The 15,007-nt window shown below is 71.8% G+C and carries 12 protein-coding genes and 1 pseudogene; 9 read left to right on the forward strand and 4 right to left on the reverse strand.

What is annotated here, in order from left to right:
- Window positions 1–70: 70 nt before the first annotated feature.
- Both CP980_RS08060 and rfbB read right to left on the reverse strand, forming a co-directional pair.
- Window positions 71–1,336 carry a glycosyltransferase family 28 protein gene (locus tag CP980_RS08060; protein WP_132759146.1) on the reverse strand — a complete coding sequence of 422 codons (1,266 nt, stop codon included), beginning with the start codon at window positions 1,334–1,336 and terminating at the stop codon, window positions 71–73.
- Window positions 1,337–1,646: 310 nt separating this feature from the next.
- Entirely contained in the window at window positions 1,647–2,705 is a 1,059-nt protein-coding gene (rfbB, locus tag CP980_RS08065) for a dTDP-glucose 4,6-dehydratase (RefSeq protein ID WP_229907206.1), read from the reverse strand.
- Between the two features lie 424 nt (window positions 2,706–3,129).
- Here rfbB and CP980_RS35525 point away from each other — a divergent pair, with 424 nt between their 5' ends.
- The 9 genes from CP980_RS35525 to CP980_RS08115 all read left to right on the forward strand — a co-directional run bounded on the left by CP980_RS35525 (window position 3,130) and on the right by CP980_RS08115 (window position 12,031).
- Window positions 3,130–4,071, forward strand: coding sequence for an acyltransferase (locus CP980_RS35525; RefSeq protein WP_208834774.1), 942 nt, complete (start codon window positions 3,130–3,132; stop codon window positions 4,069–4,071).
- 144 nt (window positions 4,072–4,215) lie between these two features.
- The gene (locus CP980_RS08080) at window positions 4,216–6,420 is read left to right on the forward strand and encodes a prenyltransferase/squalene oxidase repeat-containing protein (RefSeq protein ID WP_150527855.1); all 2,205 of its coding nucleotides are present in this window, start codon (window positions 4,216–4,218) and stop codon (window positions 6,418–6,420) included.
- Window positions 6,417–7,655 carry an MFS transporter gene (locus CP980_RS08085; protein ID WP_132759148.1) on the forward strand — a complete coding sequence of 413 codons (1,239 nt, stop codon included), beginning with the start codon at window positions 6,417–6,419 and terminating at the stop codon, window positions 7,653–7,655. Before CP980_RS08080 ends, CP980_RS08085 begins: the two co-directional genes overlap by 4 nt.
- Window positions 7,652–8,602 (forward strand): NADP-dependent oxidoreductase, encoded by a 951-nt coding sequence (locus CP980_RS08090; RefSeq protein WP_167535806.1) that lies wholly within the window; start codon window positions 7,652–7,654, stop codon window positions 8,600–8,602. The genes CP980_RS08085 and CP980_RS08090 overlap by 4 nt, the downstream gene beginning before the upstream one ends.
- Before the next feature lie 158 nt (window positions 8,603–8,760).
- The gene (locus CP980_RS08095) at window positions 8,761–9,108 is read left to right on the forward strand and encodes an ArsR/SmtB family transcription factor (RefSeq protein ID WP_132759150.1); all 348 of its coding nucleotides are present in this window, start codon (window positions 8,761–8,763) and stop codon (window positions 9,106–9,108) included.
- Between the two features lie 90 nt (window positions 9,109–9,198).
- Window positions 9,199–10,044: an aldo/keto reductase gene (locus tag CP980_RS08100; protein WP_132759151.1), complete on the forward strand. Its 846-nt coding sequence runs from the start codon at window positions 9,199–9,201 to the stop codon at window positions 10,042–10,044.
- Window positions 10,041–10,535, forward strand: a complete 495-nt coding sequence (locus CP980_RS08105) for a hypothetical protein (RefSeq protein ID WP_150527857.1) — start codon at window positions 10,041–10,043, stop codon at window positions 10,533–10,535. Before CP980_RS08100 ends, CP980_RS08105 begins: the two co-directional genes overlap by 4 nt.
- The gene (locus CP980_RS08110; RefSeq protein WP_132759153.1) at window positions 10,532–11,023 is read left to right on the forward strand and encodes a hypothetical protein; all 492 of its coding nucleotides are present in this window, start codon (window positions 10,532–10,534) and stop codon (window positions 11,021–11,023) included. The genes CP980_RS08105 and CP980_RS08110 overlap by 4 nt, the downstream gene beginning before the upstream one ends.
- 6 nt (window positions 11,024–11,029) lie before the next feature.
- Entirely contained in the window at window positions 11,030–12,031 is a 1,002-nt protein-coding gene (locus CP980_RS08115) for an MAB_1171c family putative transporter (RefSeq protein ID WP_150527858.1), read from the forward strand.
- Window positions 12,032–12,257: 226 nt separating this feature from the next.
- Here CP980_RS08115 and CP980_RS36695 read toward each other — a convergent pair.
- Together CP980_RS36695 and CP980_RS08125 are read right to left on the reverse strand one after the other, a co-directional pair.
- Window positions 12,258–12,783 (reverse strand): annotated as a pseudogene (locus CP980_RS36695) (DUF2399 domain-containing protein); the annotation flags it as partial.
- Window positions 12,784–13,570: 787 nt separating this feature from the next.
- Window positions 13,571–14,644 (reverse strand): hypothetical protein, encoded by a 1,074-nt coding sequence (locus CP980_RS08125; protein ID WP_229907198.1) that lies wholly within the window; start codon window positions 14,642–14,644, stop codon window positions 13,571–13,573.
- Between the last annotated feature and the right edge of the window lie 363 nt (window positions 14,645–15,007).

The raw sequence follows: 15,007 nt of genomic DNA on the forward strand, positions 1-15,007 counted from the left end.
CCTCGGGTCGGTGATGGTCTCGTGGTGCGGGGTTGGGCCGGTGGTACGTGCGGCTGGGCGGGGCCGCGGGTCAGACCGCTTCGGCGAGCTGCCTGCCGGCGGAGGCCTCGGCCACCACCTGGCCGATCAGCTTCGCGGCCGCCTCGGCCCCGTTGCCCGTCGGTGCGATGGCCTTGGACGCCTCCGCGGCCCGGCGCCGGAAGGCTTCCGGTTCGTCGAAGGCGGTGCGCAGGATGGCGAGCAGGGTGTCGGCGTCGGGCTCGGTGGCCGTGGTGTACCCGAGGTGGTCGAGCCGGGTCATGGCCTCCCGCTCGTGGTACTCGTCCCGCCCGCTGAGCACGTAGGCGACCGGGGCGTTCATCACGGCGAGCTCGGTGACCGACAGCCAGCCGGGGGGCGAGAGGATGACCTTGGAGTGCTTGACCAGGGAATGCCAGTCGGACACGTAGTCGACGAGGACGACCCCGTCGACCTCCTCGGTGAACGTCTGGCGGCCGATCACGACGAGCCGGGCGTCCGGGTGCTCGGTGCGCAGCTTCTCGAAGGCGGTGAGGTACTCGGCGAGCAGCCGTTCCTTGTTCTCGGTGAACATGGTGGTGCCGCCGAAGCCGACGATGGCGTACTCGGTGCCGTGCAGACCGAAACGGGCGTCGATCTCGGCGCGGGGCGCCGGGTCGGCCGCGCACTCATCGCGGACGATCGGGCCGACGACGTGGCCGTTGCCGGCCGCGAGGGCCTCGAACACCGGGGTTCCCCGGTCGAGTTCGGGAACGTCCGGCTTGTCCGTGAGGACGGCGCGGGCCCGTCGGGTCACCCACCGGAAGAGGGTGGTGAGAGAGGCCCGGATGGCGTCGACCTCATCGGGGTCGTCGAGGATGAAGCCGGCCTCCAGGAGGGCGGCGTTGTCGATCTGGCCGAGGGTGAAGTCGTAGCGCTCGGTGACAAGGACGTAGGGGACCCCGGAGACCTCGGCGGCCAGGCACGCAGCGACGTTGTAGTCGCTGACGACCACGTCGGGACGGACGGAGCCGATCAGGGCGATCGCGGCGAGCATCCGGTCGCCGCTGATGAACGTGCGGTTGAGGTAACCGGTGACGTACGAGGTCCAGTCGAAGCGCCGGGCGAGCTGCGAGGTGTTGGCGTGGTCCTGCTGATCGGAGGCGGTGTGCACGTGCACGCCGAGCTCCTCGAACATCGGGGTGAACAGTGCGCTCTTGGAACCGAGGTACACGTGCTGCTCCGCTCCGGGGAACAGGGTGCGCACCTTCGCGGCCACCGCGAGGGCCCGCATGTTGTGACCGGTGCCGGTCTCGGCCGGCAGGTGGAGGACCTTCATCTGTGGCACCTTTCGAGGTGGGTACAGGCCGGTCCGACCGGCCGGGCGGGAACCCGGCCGGGCGTGACGGACCCTGCGGCGAGGCCACGGCCTGACTGCGGGCACAGCGGCCGTGGAAGAGTGGCGGAGGGGTGGAGGGACGTCCGGGCCGGGGCGGCTGCATCCGGCCGGGGCGGCTCAGGCGGTCGCCGGCTCCATGACGTACTGCCCGGAGCCGGCCCTGGCGCTTCTCCATGTACAGACCGGTGACGGCGAGGTCCGAGCGGGGGGCGGTGGGCGTCTCCCCGTGGGCGGGGTGGTGGGACGTCCGTCAGCGGGCGTCGGTGCTCGTGGCGGTGCTCATGGCGGTGCTCATGGCCGGGCTCGGGCTCGGGCTCGCGCCGACGGCGGGTACGGCGGGGACGGCCGGGAGGAGCGGGCGCCACCAGTCGGTGTGCTCCCGGTACCAGGCGATCGTCTCGGCGAGGCCGTCCTCGAAGGTGACTTCGGGGCGGTAGCCGAGCGCGCGCAGTTTGGAGTCGTCCAGGGCGTAGCGGCGGTCGTGTCCCTTGCGGTCGGCGACCGGGCGGACGGCGGACCAGTCGGCACCGCAGGCGTCGAGGATCAGTTCGGTGAGGCGACGGTTGTTCAGTTCCCGGCCGCCGCCGATGTTGTAGACCTCTCCGGACGCGCCTTCGGCGAGGACGAGATCGATGCCCCGGCAGTGGTCGTCGACGTGGAGCCAGTCGCGCACGTTGAGGCCGTCGCCGTACAGCGGCACCGATCCGCCCTGCAGGAGGGTGGTGACGAAGAGCGGGATGACCTTCTCGGGGAACTGGTACGGGCCGTAGTTGTTGCTGCAGCGCGTGATGGAGAGGTTCAGCCCGTGGGTCCGCGTGTAGGCCAGGGCGAGCAGGTCCGCCCCCGCCTTGGCCGCCGCGTAGGGCGAGTTGGGGGCCAGGGGCCGTTCCTCGGTCCAGGCGCCCTCGTCGATGGAACCGTAGACCTCGTCCGTGGAGATGTGGACGAACCTCGGGAGGCCGGCGGTCCGCGCGGCGTCCAGCAGGTTCTGGGTGCCGAGGACATTGGTACGGACGAACTCGGCCGGGTCGTGGATGGAACGGTCGACGTGGGTCTCGGCGGCGAAGTTGACCACCGCGTCCACGTCACCGAGCAGCTTCGAGACGAGCTCCGGGTCGGCGATGTCGCCCTCGACGAAACGCAGCCCGGGATGGTCCGCCACCGGGGCGAGGTTGGCGAGGTTGCCCGCGTAGGTCAGCTTGTCGAGCACGGTCACGCGGTCGACCGACAGGTCCGACCGGCCGTCGAGGAGTCTTCTCACATAATTTCCACCGATGAAACCAGCACCACCGGTCACCAATACGTGCATGAAATGTTTCCGCCCTTCGACGGTCTTCACCTGATATTCCGCGGCGCACGGCGCCAGCAAGGAAATGCGAAAGGAAGGGGAAACGGAACAATATCGCCCATCCGGCGATCCCCCCGTTGCCTTCGTGCACCTCAAGCCTGGACACAGCGGCCGCTTGAGGTGATGTCCAAAGATCGTAGAACGTCGAACATGCCTGCGCAACACTATACTAGCCAACGCCGAGGTCAGCACAGTGTGGCGGCGGTCGCACGGAGGGCAATGACTTCGTCAAGTTCGCACTTGGGAAGTACAAGCGGAATTCAGCATTCCCCCAAGAGGGATGAATCTGAAAACTTCGATTCCGCGGGAACCGCGCCGGAAAGAGCGGACACAAACTCCGGGCGTGGTTGCGGAGCGTGGCACCGGAACACTAGTTTCAGGCGCCATGAAACATTCCCTGGCGCCGTCGGCGCTCATAGAGGGCGACACCGTGACGGCGCCCGGCACGACCGTCGGGCCCGGCACCTGGATCCGGTTCGGTACGTCGGTGAGCGGATCCGCCCTCGCGGGCGGGGTCTTCGTCGGCTTCCGCTGCCGGCTGGACGGAGCCCGCGTGGCGAGCGGCTGCCAGATCGCCTCACTGGCCCGCATCGGCCGTCCGGACGCCGCCCCCGTCACGCTCGGGGCCGGCGCCTGGATCGGCGCGCGGGCCGTGGTGGAACCGGGAGTCCACATCGGCCCGGGGGCCGTCGTCGCCGCCGGGGCGCACGTCGTCACCGACGTTCCCCCCGACGTGATCGTCGTGGGCCGCCCGGCGCGCGTGCTGCGGCGGCGCGAGGTGACCGAGGACGAAGCGCCCGACTTCACCGCCACCATCGAGCGGGTCCGGGCCCGCGGCGATGCCGGACGGACCCCTGCGCCCGCCCACTGGACCTCGGACGGGGGCGGCTTCCTCGACGCGGCCCTCTCCGGCGGCCCCGATGTACACCTGGGCGTCGGGGTGATCGCCATGGGCCGCCCCGACGGACCGTCACCGCACGGGGGCGTACGCCTCGACGCGCGCGTCAGGATCGGCGCCGGCTCGATCCTGGAGGGGTCCGGCGGCATCGACATCGGCCCGGAGACGGACCTCGGCGACGGAGTCCTCGTCGTCTCCAGCGGCCACGACCTGGGCCTTCGCTCCCTGCCCTGGCAGGGCGGGCCCGTCCGGATCGGCGCCGGTGTCTCGATCGGCGCGGGGGCGACGGTCGTCGGCCCGTGCCGGCTCGGCGACGGGGCGGTCGTCGCCCCCGGCTCCGTGGTCGTCGGCGACGTGCCCGCCGGCGGCTTCACCGCGGGGGTGCTCGCCACCCCGAGCGGGCCCGGCCGGGTCCTGCCGCGCCCCTGAGCCCACCGCTCACCCCAAGTCCCTTTCCCACCCGCCCCGTCGGACCGCGCGTTCTGCTACGCTCCCCACAGTTCGAACTTCTTCGAATAACGAAATTTGGGAGCGGGCGCCAGACCCACGCGCTCCGGATCCACAAGGAACCCCATGACCAGTCCTCCTTCCCTCCGCACCTTCGTCAAGGAACACCTCCTGGACGAAGAGGGCCGCGTCCCGGCCGTCATCGGCCGCGACTCCGCCGACGTGATCACCCCCGACCGCACCCTGCGGGACGCCGCCCTGGCCCTCCTGACCGTCCCCGGCCCGGACGACGCCGACCTCGCGCGCAAACTCCTCGCCTCCCTGCGGGAGTTCACCGACCCGGACCTGCCGGGCTTCCGCGAGCTGCTCGACGTCACGGGCGCACCCCACCCGATCGGCGACGTCCGCACCCCCTCCGTACAGGCGCTCGCCGCCTGGGCCCTGCACCGGGCCGGGACGCTGACCGGCGACGACACCCTGCTCACCGAGGCCGGGAACCACCTGGAGCGCGTCGTCGAGGCCGTCCTCGGCCACGATTGGCCGGCCCGGCTCGACCGCTCCGCGAGCGTGGCACTGGACGAGTCCGGCCCGCTGGAGGAGACCGCCGTACTGATCCTGGCCGCCGACGCCCTCACCCCGGGCACCGGTTCGGCCTTCCTCGACGCGGCGGCCGAGCGGATCGACCGCTACGTCCACGGCGACGCCGTCTGGGACCGTCTGACCCCCCGCGGGGTCCCGGACACGCTCCGCGGCCACCGCGCCGGCCCGGCCGCCCTGGCGGCCCTGGCCTGGGCGGCGCTCCACCGGCGCGGCCGCGCCGGCGCCGCGGAGCGGGCCCGCCGCGCCCTGGTCCACGTCCACGACCACCACCTCCACGTCGGTACCGGCGGCTACTGGGACCGCAGTTCCGCCGACTCCGTGGTGCGCGTCGACGCGGTGGCCGCCCTGCACGGCCACCCCGACTCGCCGTTCCCGGCGAAGTTCGTCGCCGACCACGCGCTCCTCGCCCTGGCGGCTCGGACCGTCGCCGGGCTCGACGACCCGGACGGGGAGGACGGACCGGTCCTGAAGGCCCTGGCACAGGAGGCCGAAGCCGAGCTGGAACGGAACACCGACCCCGTGGCGGGCGGTGTCTTCCACGGCCAGGGCAGCTGGTTCTCCACCCCCGTCGACCCGACGGTCCCCCTCGCCCGGCACGTCATGGTGCCCCCGCGCACCACCGGCTCGTTCGCCGTCGGCAACACCACGTACGTCCCCTTCCACGGCAAGCACGCCCGCACCCAGTTGCTGGCCCTGGCCGTCTTGGGCGACCGGGTGGTCGCCCCCCGCACCGCGCCGGAGCTCGTCGAGCGTCCGCAGCCGGACCCGTTCGACAACGATCTGGGACACGTCACCACCGGGCGGCTGTCCGAGGGACTCATCGACATCGAGCACTACCTGCGCTGGCTGCGGTCCACCGCCTCCGGCCTGGGCTACGGCCTCACCCCCTACCGGTCCCCGCTCGGCCTGCGTTCCGACCGCACCGCGCAGACCTTCTCGGTGCTGCACGTCGTGTCCGACCTGCTGGCCCTGGACGAGCCGGTGCCGAACACCCCCGGTGTGCTCGCCGGCGTCTTCGCCACGCAGAACCCGGACGGCGGCTTCGGTGAACAACCCGCCCTGCCCTCCGAGACGTTCACCACGTACTGCGCGGTGCTGACGGCCATCGTGCTGGGGGGCGCGGACCACCCCGACTTCGACCGCGACGCCTGCGTGGCCTTCCTGCGGTCCTGCCAGCGTCCCGAAGGCGGGTTCGGCAACGCGCCCGGCTTCCCCTGCGACGCCTGGCACTCCCACCTCGCCACCCTGACCCTCGTCGCCCTGGGCGCCCGCCCGGAGCGGGAGGACGACCTGGTGGCCTACCTGCTCGCGTGCCGCAACCCGGACGGCGGCTACGGCAACCGGCCCGGCTCCCCGTCCGACACCTTCGCGACCTTCCGCGCGATCGGCGCCCTGATCGCGCTCGGCCTTCGCCCGCCGCACTCCGGCGAAACCGTCCGGTGGCTCCGCGGCCTGCAGACCGAGGCCGGCGGCTTCCGCTACCGGACGGACGGCGCGGAGAGCTTCGTCGGCTCCTACCACGCCATCGGCGGGCTCTACATGCTGGGCGCGCTGCCGGCCGACACCGAGGCCTGCGTCCGGTGGATCACCGTCCGCCAGAGCGCGGACGGAGGGTTCTCGCGCGCGCCCGGCGCCCCCTCGGAGACCACCGACGAGGGATTCATCGCGGTACAGGCACTTCACATGCTCGAAGGGAAGCTCAACCGCTCCTGGGCGGTGATGATGACATGACCACCACCTCACCTGTCTCCTCCACGGCCGGCGCGAAGCCGGCGCAGCCTCCGGCCGCCCGCTCCTCGCGGACCGTCGCCTTCCTCGCGTTCGCCACGATGTTCGTCATCGGGACGGACACCTTCCTCGTCGCCCCCCTGCTGCCGACCCTGACCGACGCCTTCGACGTCTCCCCCGACATCTCGGGCTGGATGGTCAGCGCGTACGCCCTGGGCTACGCCGTCTTCGCCCTGATCGCCGGTCCGATATCGGACGGGCGGGACCGGCGCCGGGTGCTGCTGACCGGGTTGACCGGGTTCATCGTCATGACGGCGCTGTGCGGGTTCGCGCAGGGGTTCTGGACGATGATCCTCTTCCGGTTCCTCGCCGGCGTGAGCGCCGCGTTCGTCTCCCCTCAGATCTGGGCGTCCATCCCGGTGCTGGTCAAGCCCCAGGAGATCGTCCGGACCATGGGCTTCGCGACCGCCGGGCTGTCCATCGCCCAGTTCGCGGGCATCCCGCTCGGCAGCTGGCTCGCCGCGGGCTCCTGGCACCTGCCCTTCTGGTGCATCGGCGGGCTCTCCGTGGCGCTGTGGGTCCTGCTCGCCCGCCTCTTCCCCTCGATCCCGGGCCGACCCGGCGCGGGCAGCGGGGCGAAGGCCATCGTCGGCACGTACAAGACTGTGCTCGGCACCGGCCGGCTGCGCTGGTACCTGCTGGGCTACCTCGTCTTCCAGACCGGCAACTTCGAGGCCATCTCCTTCCTCGGGTCCTGGTTCACCAAGGACTTCGGGTTGAACGTGGCCTCCGTCGGCACCGCGATGATGGCGGTGGGCGCCGGAAACGTGATCGGCTCCCTGTTCGGCAGCCGCCTGGTCGCGCGCCTGGGCCTGTACCGGTCCCTGCTGACCGGTGTGCTGACCATGGCCGTCCTGTACTGCCTGGTCCCGCTCGCCCCGAACCTGCCGGTCGCGCTGGCGCTGCTGGCGCTGGTGATGATGACGGGCGGGTGCGTGTTCCCGGTGTTCATGAGCATCCTGCAGTCGCAGACCGAGACGGCCCGGGGCACGGTCTCCTCGTTGTCCAACTCCGCGATGTACGTGGGTACCACGGTCGGCGGCGCCGTCGGAGGAGTGCTCCTCGCCAACGTCCCGGGGTTCTGGGGCGTGGCCGGGTTCACCGTCGCCGCCTACCTGGTCTCGCTCTGCGTGTACGCGGTCGCCGGCGCCTTCAGGAAGCAGGAGGCGCAGGCGTGAACACCGCCGTCCTCTTCGACCGGTACGGGGACCCCGGGGTCCTCTACCCGGCCGAGGTGCCCGATCCCGTCGCCGGGCCCGGCCAGGTGGTCGTCCGGCACACCGCGATCGGGGTCAACCCGATCGACTGGAAGATCCTCTCCGGCGAGGTCCGCGCGTACGTACCGATGGACCTGCCCGGCGGCTGCCTCGGCGTCGAGGGGGCGGGCGTGGTCGTGGAGGTCGGGGCCGGGGTGCGCCGCTTCCGGGTCGGCGACCGCGTCATCCGGCACGGCCGGCCCGGCGCGTTCAGGGAGTACGAGGCCGTGGCCGCCTCGCAGGAGGCCGACGAACTCACCCTGTGCCCCGACCGGTTCAGCGACGAACAGGCCGCCGTCCTGCCGGTGGCCGCCGGCACCGCCTACTCGGCCCTGCGCCAGGTCGGGCTGCGGCCCGGGGAGCGGCTGCTGGTGCACGGCGCCTCCGGCGGCGTGGGCCTGGCCGTGGTGCGGCTCGCCCTGCTGCTGGGCGCGGGGGAGGTCGTCGGCACGGCCTCCCCCGCCCGCCACGGCCTGGTCCGTGCCGCCGGCGCGACCCCGGTCGGGTACGGGGAAGGTCTTGCGCAGCGCCTCGCGGAACACGGGCCCTTCCATGCCTCCGTCGACTGCGCGGGCGGGGCGGAGCCCACCGGGGCGGCCGTCCGGCTCGTCGCGGGGGCCGACCGCCGGGTCACGATCGTCCCGGACGCGGCGGCCCAGGCACGCGGGGTCCGCTTCCTGGAGCACCTCCCGCTGGAACTGTCGAGCACCCTGGACCTGATCGGCACGGCCCCGTTCGAGCTGCCCATTGCCGCCCGGTACCCGCTGGAGCAGGCCGGCGAGGCGCTTGCGCACTCCCTGCGGGGAGGCGTCGGCGGGAAGATCGTGCTGGTGCCCGGCGGGGAAGCCCGTCGCCGGGCGACCCCGTAACCCCCGTGACCCCAGTGGCTCCCGTGACTCCCGCGGCCCACCGCCCCTCCACCGGCCGGCCCGGTTCTTCTATAGTCGTAGAACGTTGAATCTGCCGGCCTGCAGGTACTCGCCGGGAAGGCGCGGGCCTGGTGCCCACGACACGAAGAAGGTCGCCCATGCGCAGCCCGCTCTACCATCCCGACCGGTCCGAGATCTCCCTGGACCGGGTGCTGCACGCGCTCAGCGATCCCATCCGCCGGGACATCGCGCGCGTGATGTTCCTGGAGGGCTCCCGCTCCTGCGGCCAGCTCGTCTACCCGATCGCCAAGTCGACTCTCTCGCACCACCTGAAGGTGCTGCGCGAGTCCGGTGTCATGCACACCGAGGTCCGGGGCACGACCCGGATCATCACCCTGCGGCGCGACGACCTCGACGCCCGGTTCCCCGGGCTCCTCGACGCCACGCAGATCACCAGCCCCGCGCCGGAGGCGGAACCGGTCCGCGCGGGCGCGGCCTCCGCCTGAGGGGACCTTCTCGGCCCCGCCCACGATCCCCTCGGGCCCCGACACCCGGCGCGACCCCGTGCGCCGGCCTCTCGCAGTGAAGGGATCACGATGACCTCGACCGTGCCCCGGCGCCCGGCCCGCAAGGCCGGCATCGACCTACCGGTCCTCGGACTGGGCACCTGGCGGACGATCGACCGGGCCGGCCCGGACCGGCTGGCGGGCCTGCTGGAGGCCGCCCGCACGGTCGGCGCCCGGCTGGTGGACACCGCCCCGGTCTACTCCGACGCGGAACCCCGCCTCGCGCGGCTGCTCCGCCAGGACCCGTCGTTCTTCGTCGCCACCAAGATCTGGGACACCGAACCGGAGGCGGTCGAAGCCGTCTTCGCCGAGCAGCTCACGGGCTACGGACGCTCTTGCATCGACCTCCTCCAGGTGCACAACCTCAACGGATGGCGGGCGAACCTGGCCTGGCTGGACCGTCAGAAGGCGGCCGGACGAGTCCGTTTCACCGGCGTCACCTACCAGTTCGACCACGCCTTCGGCATGGGCGGCACCCGGGCCGACCTCGCCCACGTCATCGCCGCCGACCAGGTGGACTTCGTCCAGGTCAACATGAACGCGGCGGAGCCCACCCTGGCCGAGGACATCCTCCCTGCCGCCGCCGAGGCGGGCATCGGCGTGGTCGTGATGCGGCCGTTCGGCGAAGGCGCGCTGTTGGCGGAGCCGCCGTCCGCCGGCTTCCTGCGCGAACTGGGCTGTACGAGCTGGTCCGAGGCCCTGCTGCGCTGGGTGCTCACCCACCCCGAGGTCACCACCGTCCTGACGGCGACCTCGCGGCCGGAGCACTTTCTCGCGAACGCGGCGGCCGCCCGGTCGGGCCCGCTGGGCCCGGCGGAGGCGGAGGCCGTGGCCGACCACGCACGGTCGGTCCTGATGACGAGGTCCGGGCGATGACCGCGAGCCGAACGGAGGGCGGCGGCGAGAGCCTCACCGGCCGGATCAACCACCTCTTCTCGATCGCCGGATACCGAAACCACCTCGGCCGGTGGCAGACCTTCGGCACCGGCGAGGCCGCCGACCTGATCAGCCGCTCCGAGGACCGCTACGGCGTCCGGGTCTCCCGCAGCTACCTGGGCATGCTCCGGTCCGGGCGCTACACCAACCCCTCGATCGCCGTGGTCATCGCGCTCGTCCGCTTCGTCAACGACCATCTCGCCGAGGGCCATCCGGAGATCACCGTCGACTGGCTCACTTCCGGCGCCACGACAACCGCCCCCGGCACGGCGGCGGGCCGGCCTCCCACCGACTGGGCCGATCCGGCCGACGGACTCGGCGCGCTCGCGGACCGGCAGGTGCAGCACATCGCCCTGCGCGCCGGCCGCATGACGCCCGAACTGCGGGACCGGCTCATCGCGATCCTCGACACCATGGAAGGGGCCCCGTGACCTCCGGCCGGCTGAGCACCATGCGCGACTGCCGCAGGTACGTCCGCTCCCTGCGGCTCGATCCGTACTCCTCCGCGCACGAGCTGTGCGACCAGATCAGCTCGGCGCGGGGCAGGCCCATCCGGGTCGTCGAGGCACGGCTGCCGGTCCCGGGCCCGATGGGGGTCTGGGTCTGCCGGACCGACGACGACGTGGTGATCGTGCAGGACCTGGCCGTCGGCGCCCACCGCGACCACATCGTGCTGCACGAACTCGCCCACATCCTGTGCGAGCACGAGGGCGAGCGGTACCGGCACGACGAGCCGGCACTGTCCGCGCTCGGCGGCCTCCCCGAGGGCGGTGCCGTGGTCAGGTTCCGCTCGGTCCACGACTCGGCGGCCGAGCGCGAGGCCGAACTGCTGGCCGCCGCGTTCGCCGAGTTCGCGATCGACGACCGGGCAGAGGCGAAGGTGTCCTGGGACGTGCAGCGGTACTTCGGCGGGGCGTGAGCCGTCATGGTCACCCGGCTCCAGTCCCTGCTGTCCGCGTTCCTGTGCCTGGCGCTGCTCGCCAAGATGGTGGCGCTGCGGGTCGGCTCCCGGCCGACCCCGCAGGCCCCGCTCCTGCTGACCGCGCTGGGCAGCTTCACGGTCGCCGCACTCGTGGGCATCCCGGCGGTCCGCGCTCAGATCCCGATCGCGACCGTGCCCGGGGTCGCCTCCATCATCATGGACACCGGTGTGTCGGTGAGCCTGGCCCTGTTGGCAACGTACCTGTGGACGCCCCTGTGGCGCGCGGGCCCGGTTCCGTGGTGGCGAGGACGACTGTTCCTGACCGCGTTGGCGGTGAGCGCACTGCTCGCCGCCCTGATGGCGTCGACCCCGAGGGCCCTGCGCACCGATCCGCTGCAGAACCAGTACACCGGGGACTGGCGGATCGTCGGCGTCTACGTAATCGGGAACCTGTTCTTCCTGGGGTGCTCCGGGGCCTCGGCGATCGCCTGCGCCCGGATCGTGCGGATGGTGCGCGGCCACATCGCCGTCGGGGTGGCGGTGGGGGCCGTCGGCATGGTGGCCTACGCGGTCACCTGCGTGAACCGGCTGTTCCTGGTGGCCGGTCAGCCGCTGCTGGCGGGCGAGTGGTTCACCTGGTACAGCGTGCTGAACTTCGTCTTCACCGAGGCCGCCGTCCTGGCCAGCGTGCTCGGCCTGCACTTCACCGCGGTCTGGCGGGTCACGGTGGGCTGCCGGCGGCTCTGCGACGACCTGCGGGTCTTCCTGCTCCTCGGACCGGCGTGGCGGCGGCTGACCGCGCTCCACCCGGACGTGGTGCTCCCCTGGGAACCCGGACCCCGCGGCCTGCGGGACCGGCTCGACCTCTCGTACCGCAGGTACCGGCGGGAGATCGAGTGCCAGGACGCCCTGCTACTGACCGGCGCCCACCCGGCCGAACGCCCCCGGCCAACCCCCCGCCGACACCCCACCGCCCACACCTCCCCCGGTACGCGTCACCCCTGACGCACCGCCCCCGCACGTAACGCGCACCGGAAAAACAGCGGATCAGGCGCCCTTGGCGACCGGCTCCAGGATCGCGACGCACTCGACGTGGTGGGTAATCGGGACGGCGTGGATGAGTAGCCACTCGAGGAACTGCTGGTCAGCGCCCCGCGAGTAGCTCCGGTACGGTGGGCGAGCGTCAGATGAGCGTCACGGCCTGGCTGCCTGACCACCGTCCGCACTGTCATCAGGCCAGGTCGGACAGCAGTACGTCAAGGACTGTCTCCTCCTCGATGCGGACGCCCAGTTCTCAAGTGCGTCGGGCAGAAACGGATCCCAGGGGCTTCGGCCGGTCGTCCGGTCAGAGGTGGACCGCCCCGAATGGTGAGGGCCGCGGCACGGTAGTCAGCCGTCGTATAGCTCCAGGGCAGCCACGGGACGCGGCGCAGCTGCGCGGAGGCGATGCGCAAGCCTCCCCCAGTCGAAGTCGCCGTGGACATCGGCCGCCGCCGCTAGCACGGTCCGGTTCTCGCAGATCCGGATCGATGGGGCGGAGATGCCGGGAGGGTTGCGGATGAGCTGCCGCAGGGGCAGGACGCATGGTTCGCCCGCGTCGGCCGCCCAGTCCAGGACGGGAGTGCCGCGCAGGTTCAGGGTGAGGACGGTCGAGGACAGCTCGTCTCGCAGCAACGCGGCCGATGCCCAGGCCTCGCGCGCCATTCGGCGCCCGCGCCATCGGGGAAACCGGTCAGTGCTCGTACTCCTGCCAGGACTCCGCCGCCCGGCGAAGCGCCCCAACGAGCTCATCGCGGTCATTGTCCCGCAGCGGACGGAGCGGACGACAGGAACGAAAGCACTTGGCTGATTCGCGACGCGGAACGCAGTCGTGCGGTCCCCGACCGGGCCGCGTGTCGGACGTCGTAGATGCCCTTGGCCGGGACGCGCGTCAATCAACAGATGTGCAAGCACGTGACGATGTCAGCCACCGCCCTCACAGGCTACGGGTCAGCGAAAGGAGCCTCTGGGAGACCGAGGAGGGGACCAACTTCGCGGAACTCCGCGAACGGCCCCGGCAAGGCTCAGTCCCCCTTCGGAAGGCTCTCGTACGAGAAGGTGCACCGGACCCTCCCGTCGGCCGCCGGTACAAGGCGTACCTGCTCGGCTGGCACCTGCACTGCCTTGCCCGCCGGCTCGTCCCACAGCGAGATGGTCCCCCGGCCTCTCCGAAAGAGACATACGGGCGCCCGGGCTTCAGGACACCGCCCTGGCTGCTGAGCTTCGCCGCGGGGACAGTCGGTTCCACGCACATCCATTCCGGCTCCACCCCGAAGTAGGAGGGCAGCTCCGCCTGCCGGACCGCCGCCGCACGGAGGCCCTTCACCGCATCACCCACTGAGTCCAGCGCCCCCAGCAGGCACAGGACCGCCGCAGCTGCCTGGGCTGCCACGTACAGAAGGACGTTAAGCCGCTCGATGGGACTGACGAACGGCGCGTGTACGTGTTTCGCGATGCCCCTCAAGGCTGGCACGAACAGGGCGGAGCCGAACAGACTCAGCAGTTTCACCGCCGAGACGGCCTGCCAGATTGCGGGCGTCGAGGTCCTCGGGCGTCAGGTCGAGGGTGTCCGCGTACATCGCGTGCAGCACCGATCCGGACGACACTACGGCGGACGCGACGACGGCGAAGGCAAGGGGTGATCCAGTCGGTCCATGTCCATTGACGGACAAGAAGCCAGATCCCCCAGGCTGTCGTCAGGACGGCGAAGACCGTCAGCATCTGTACCGGGGTCCAGCCCCGGCTGTCCCCCAGGTCCGCGCCGAGAGCCGCGGCCAGAAGGAGGGCCGCCACCGCACTCCACAGCACGAGGCTCCACGCACGGCCTCCGGACGCGAACATGTCGCGTGCCAGCCAGGCTCCCGCCAGGAAGCACACCACCGCCGCGCCCGCCCAGATCCACGTCCGTACCCCACTCGCCTGCCGGGCGACCACCGCACAGAAGACCATGATCAGCAGCCAGGCCACGAGGCGGTTCGTCCTGCGGCGAAGGTCCTCCGCGCGGCGCGGCACGATGTGGCCGCGCTCCCGGCCGGAAGGCGACCGCACGTCGGTGACGGCTTCGGGGGCGGAACCACTCAGCCGGTCCATACGGGCGAGTCGGCGGGCTTCGGACGCCGTGCCCGTGACCACCATGCCGGTGTCGTGGTGGCCGCGCCTCTCCGTGAGTCGTGCGCCCGCGAGCACGGCAGCGCGACGCAGCCTCACCAGCGGCGTCCGCTGACCCGGTGCGGGCACGCGCGGCGGTCGGTGCGCCAGTGTGTGCGCTTGCCAGGTGGTTAGCTGCTCCCGGTCCCGGTCCATCGTGTCGCACCGCCGTGCGTACATCTCCAGCCCGGTGGCGCGCGCAAGACTTTCCACACGCCAGCCCGCGGCCCGCCCGGTACGACGGTTGCGGGCTCCGAAGAACCGCACCTCGACGGAGAACAGCCGGGACGACGAGTCCGCCCTCAACACCCCCGCTGACGCTCCGTCACCGCGACCGAACGAGCTGACAACAGGCCAGCCCTGCCCTTCGAACTCCCCCTCCGCCCGGTCCCAGTCACGCTGCCCGCCCCGTACCTCGATCAGCACGAGCACGCATTGGTCGTAACGATTCGCGTGCATCCGCCCTCCTCTCATCCGCGTCTGAAGCTATGGCAGCCGGAGCGCTGCCTGTTCCGGGGTGGTCCTGGCCTCGTCGACGGTGAGGCGCGGTGTCCGGGGCTGCCCGCATGGGGCTAAGGGGCCAGTGCGCGCCGGGCGCTTAGGGGCTCGGGGACGCTGGCGGCATCGCAGGCCGTTCTCCCGCGCCGCGCGCACCGTGAGTCAAGGACAGCATTTGGCCGGATCCCACCGACTGGTCGGCTTCCTACCGCGTTGAGTCAACCTGCCATCTCGCGTTCACTGTATGTAACAACCACCAGGTGGGTAGGGTGCGGCGCAGTAGGCGCCGGCGACCGT

Origin of the sequence: Streptomyces vinaceus, assembly GCF_008704935.1 — a bacterium.
Classification (GTDB): domain Bacteria; phylum Actinomycetota; class Actinomycetes; order Streptomycetales; family Streptomycetaceae; genus Streptomyces; species Streptomyces vinaceus.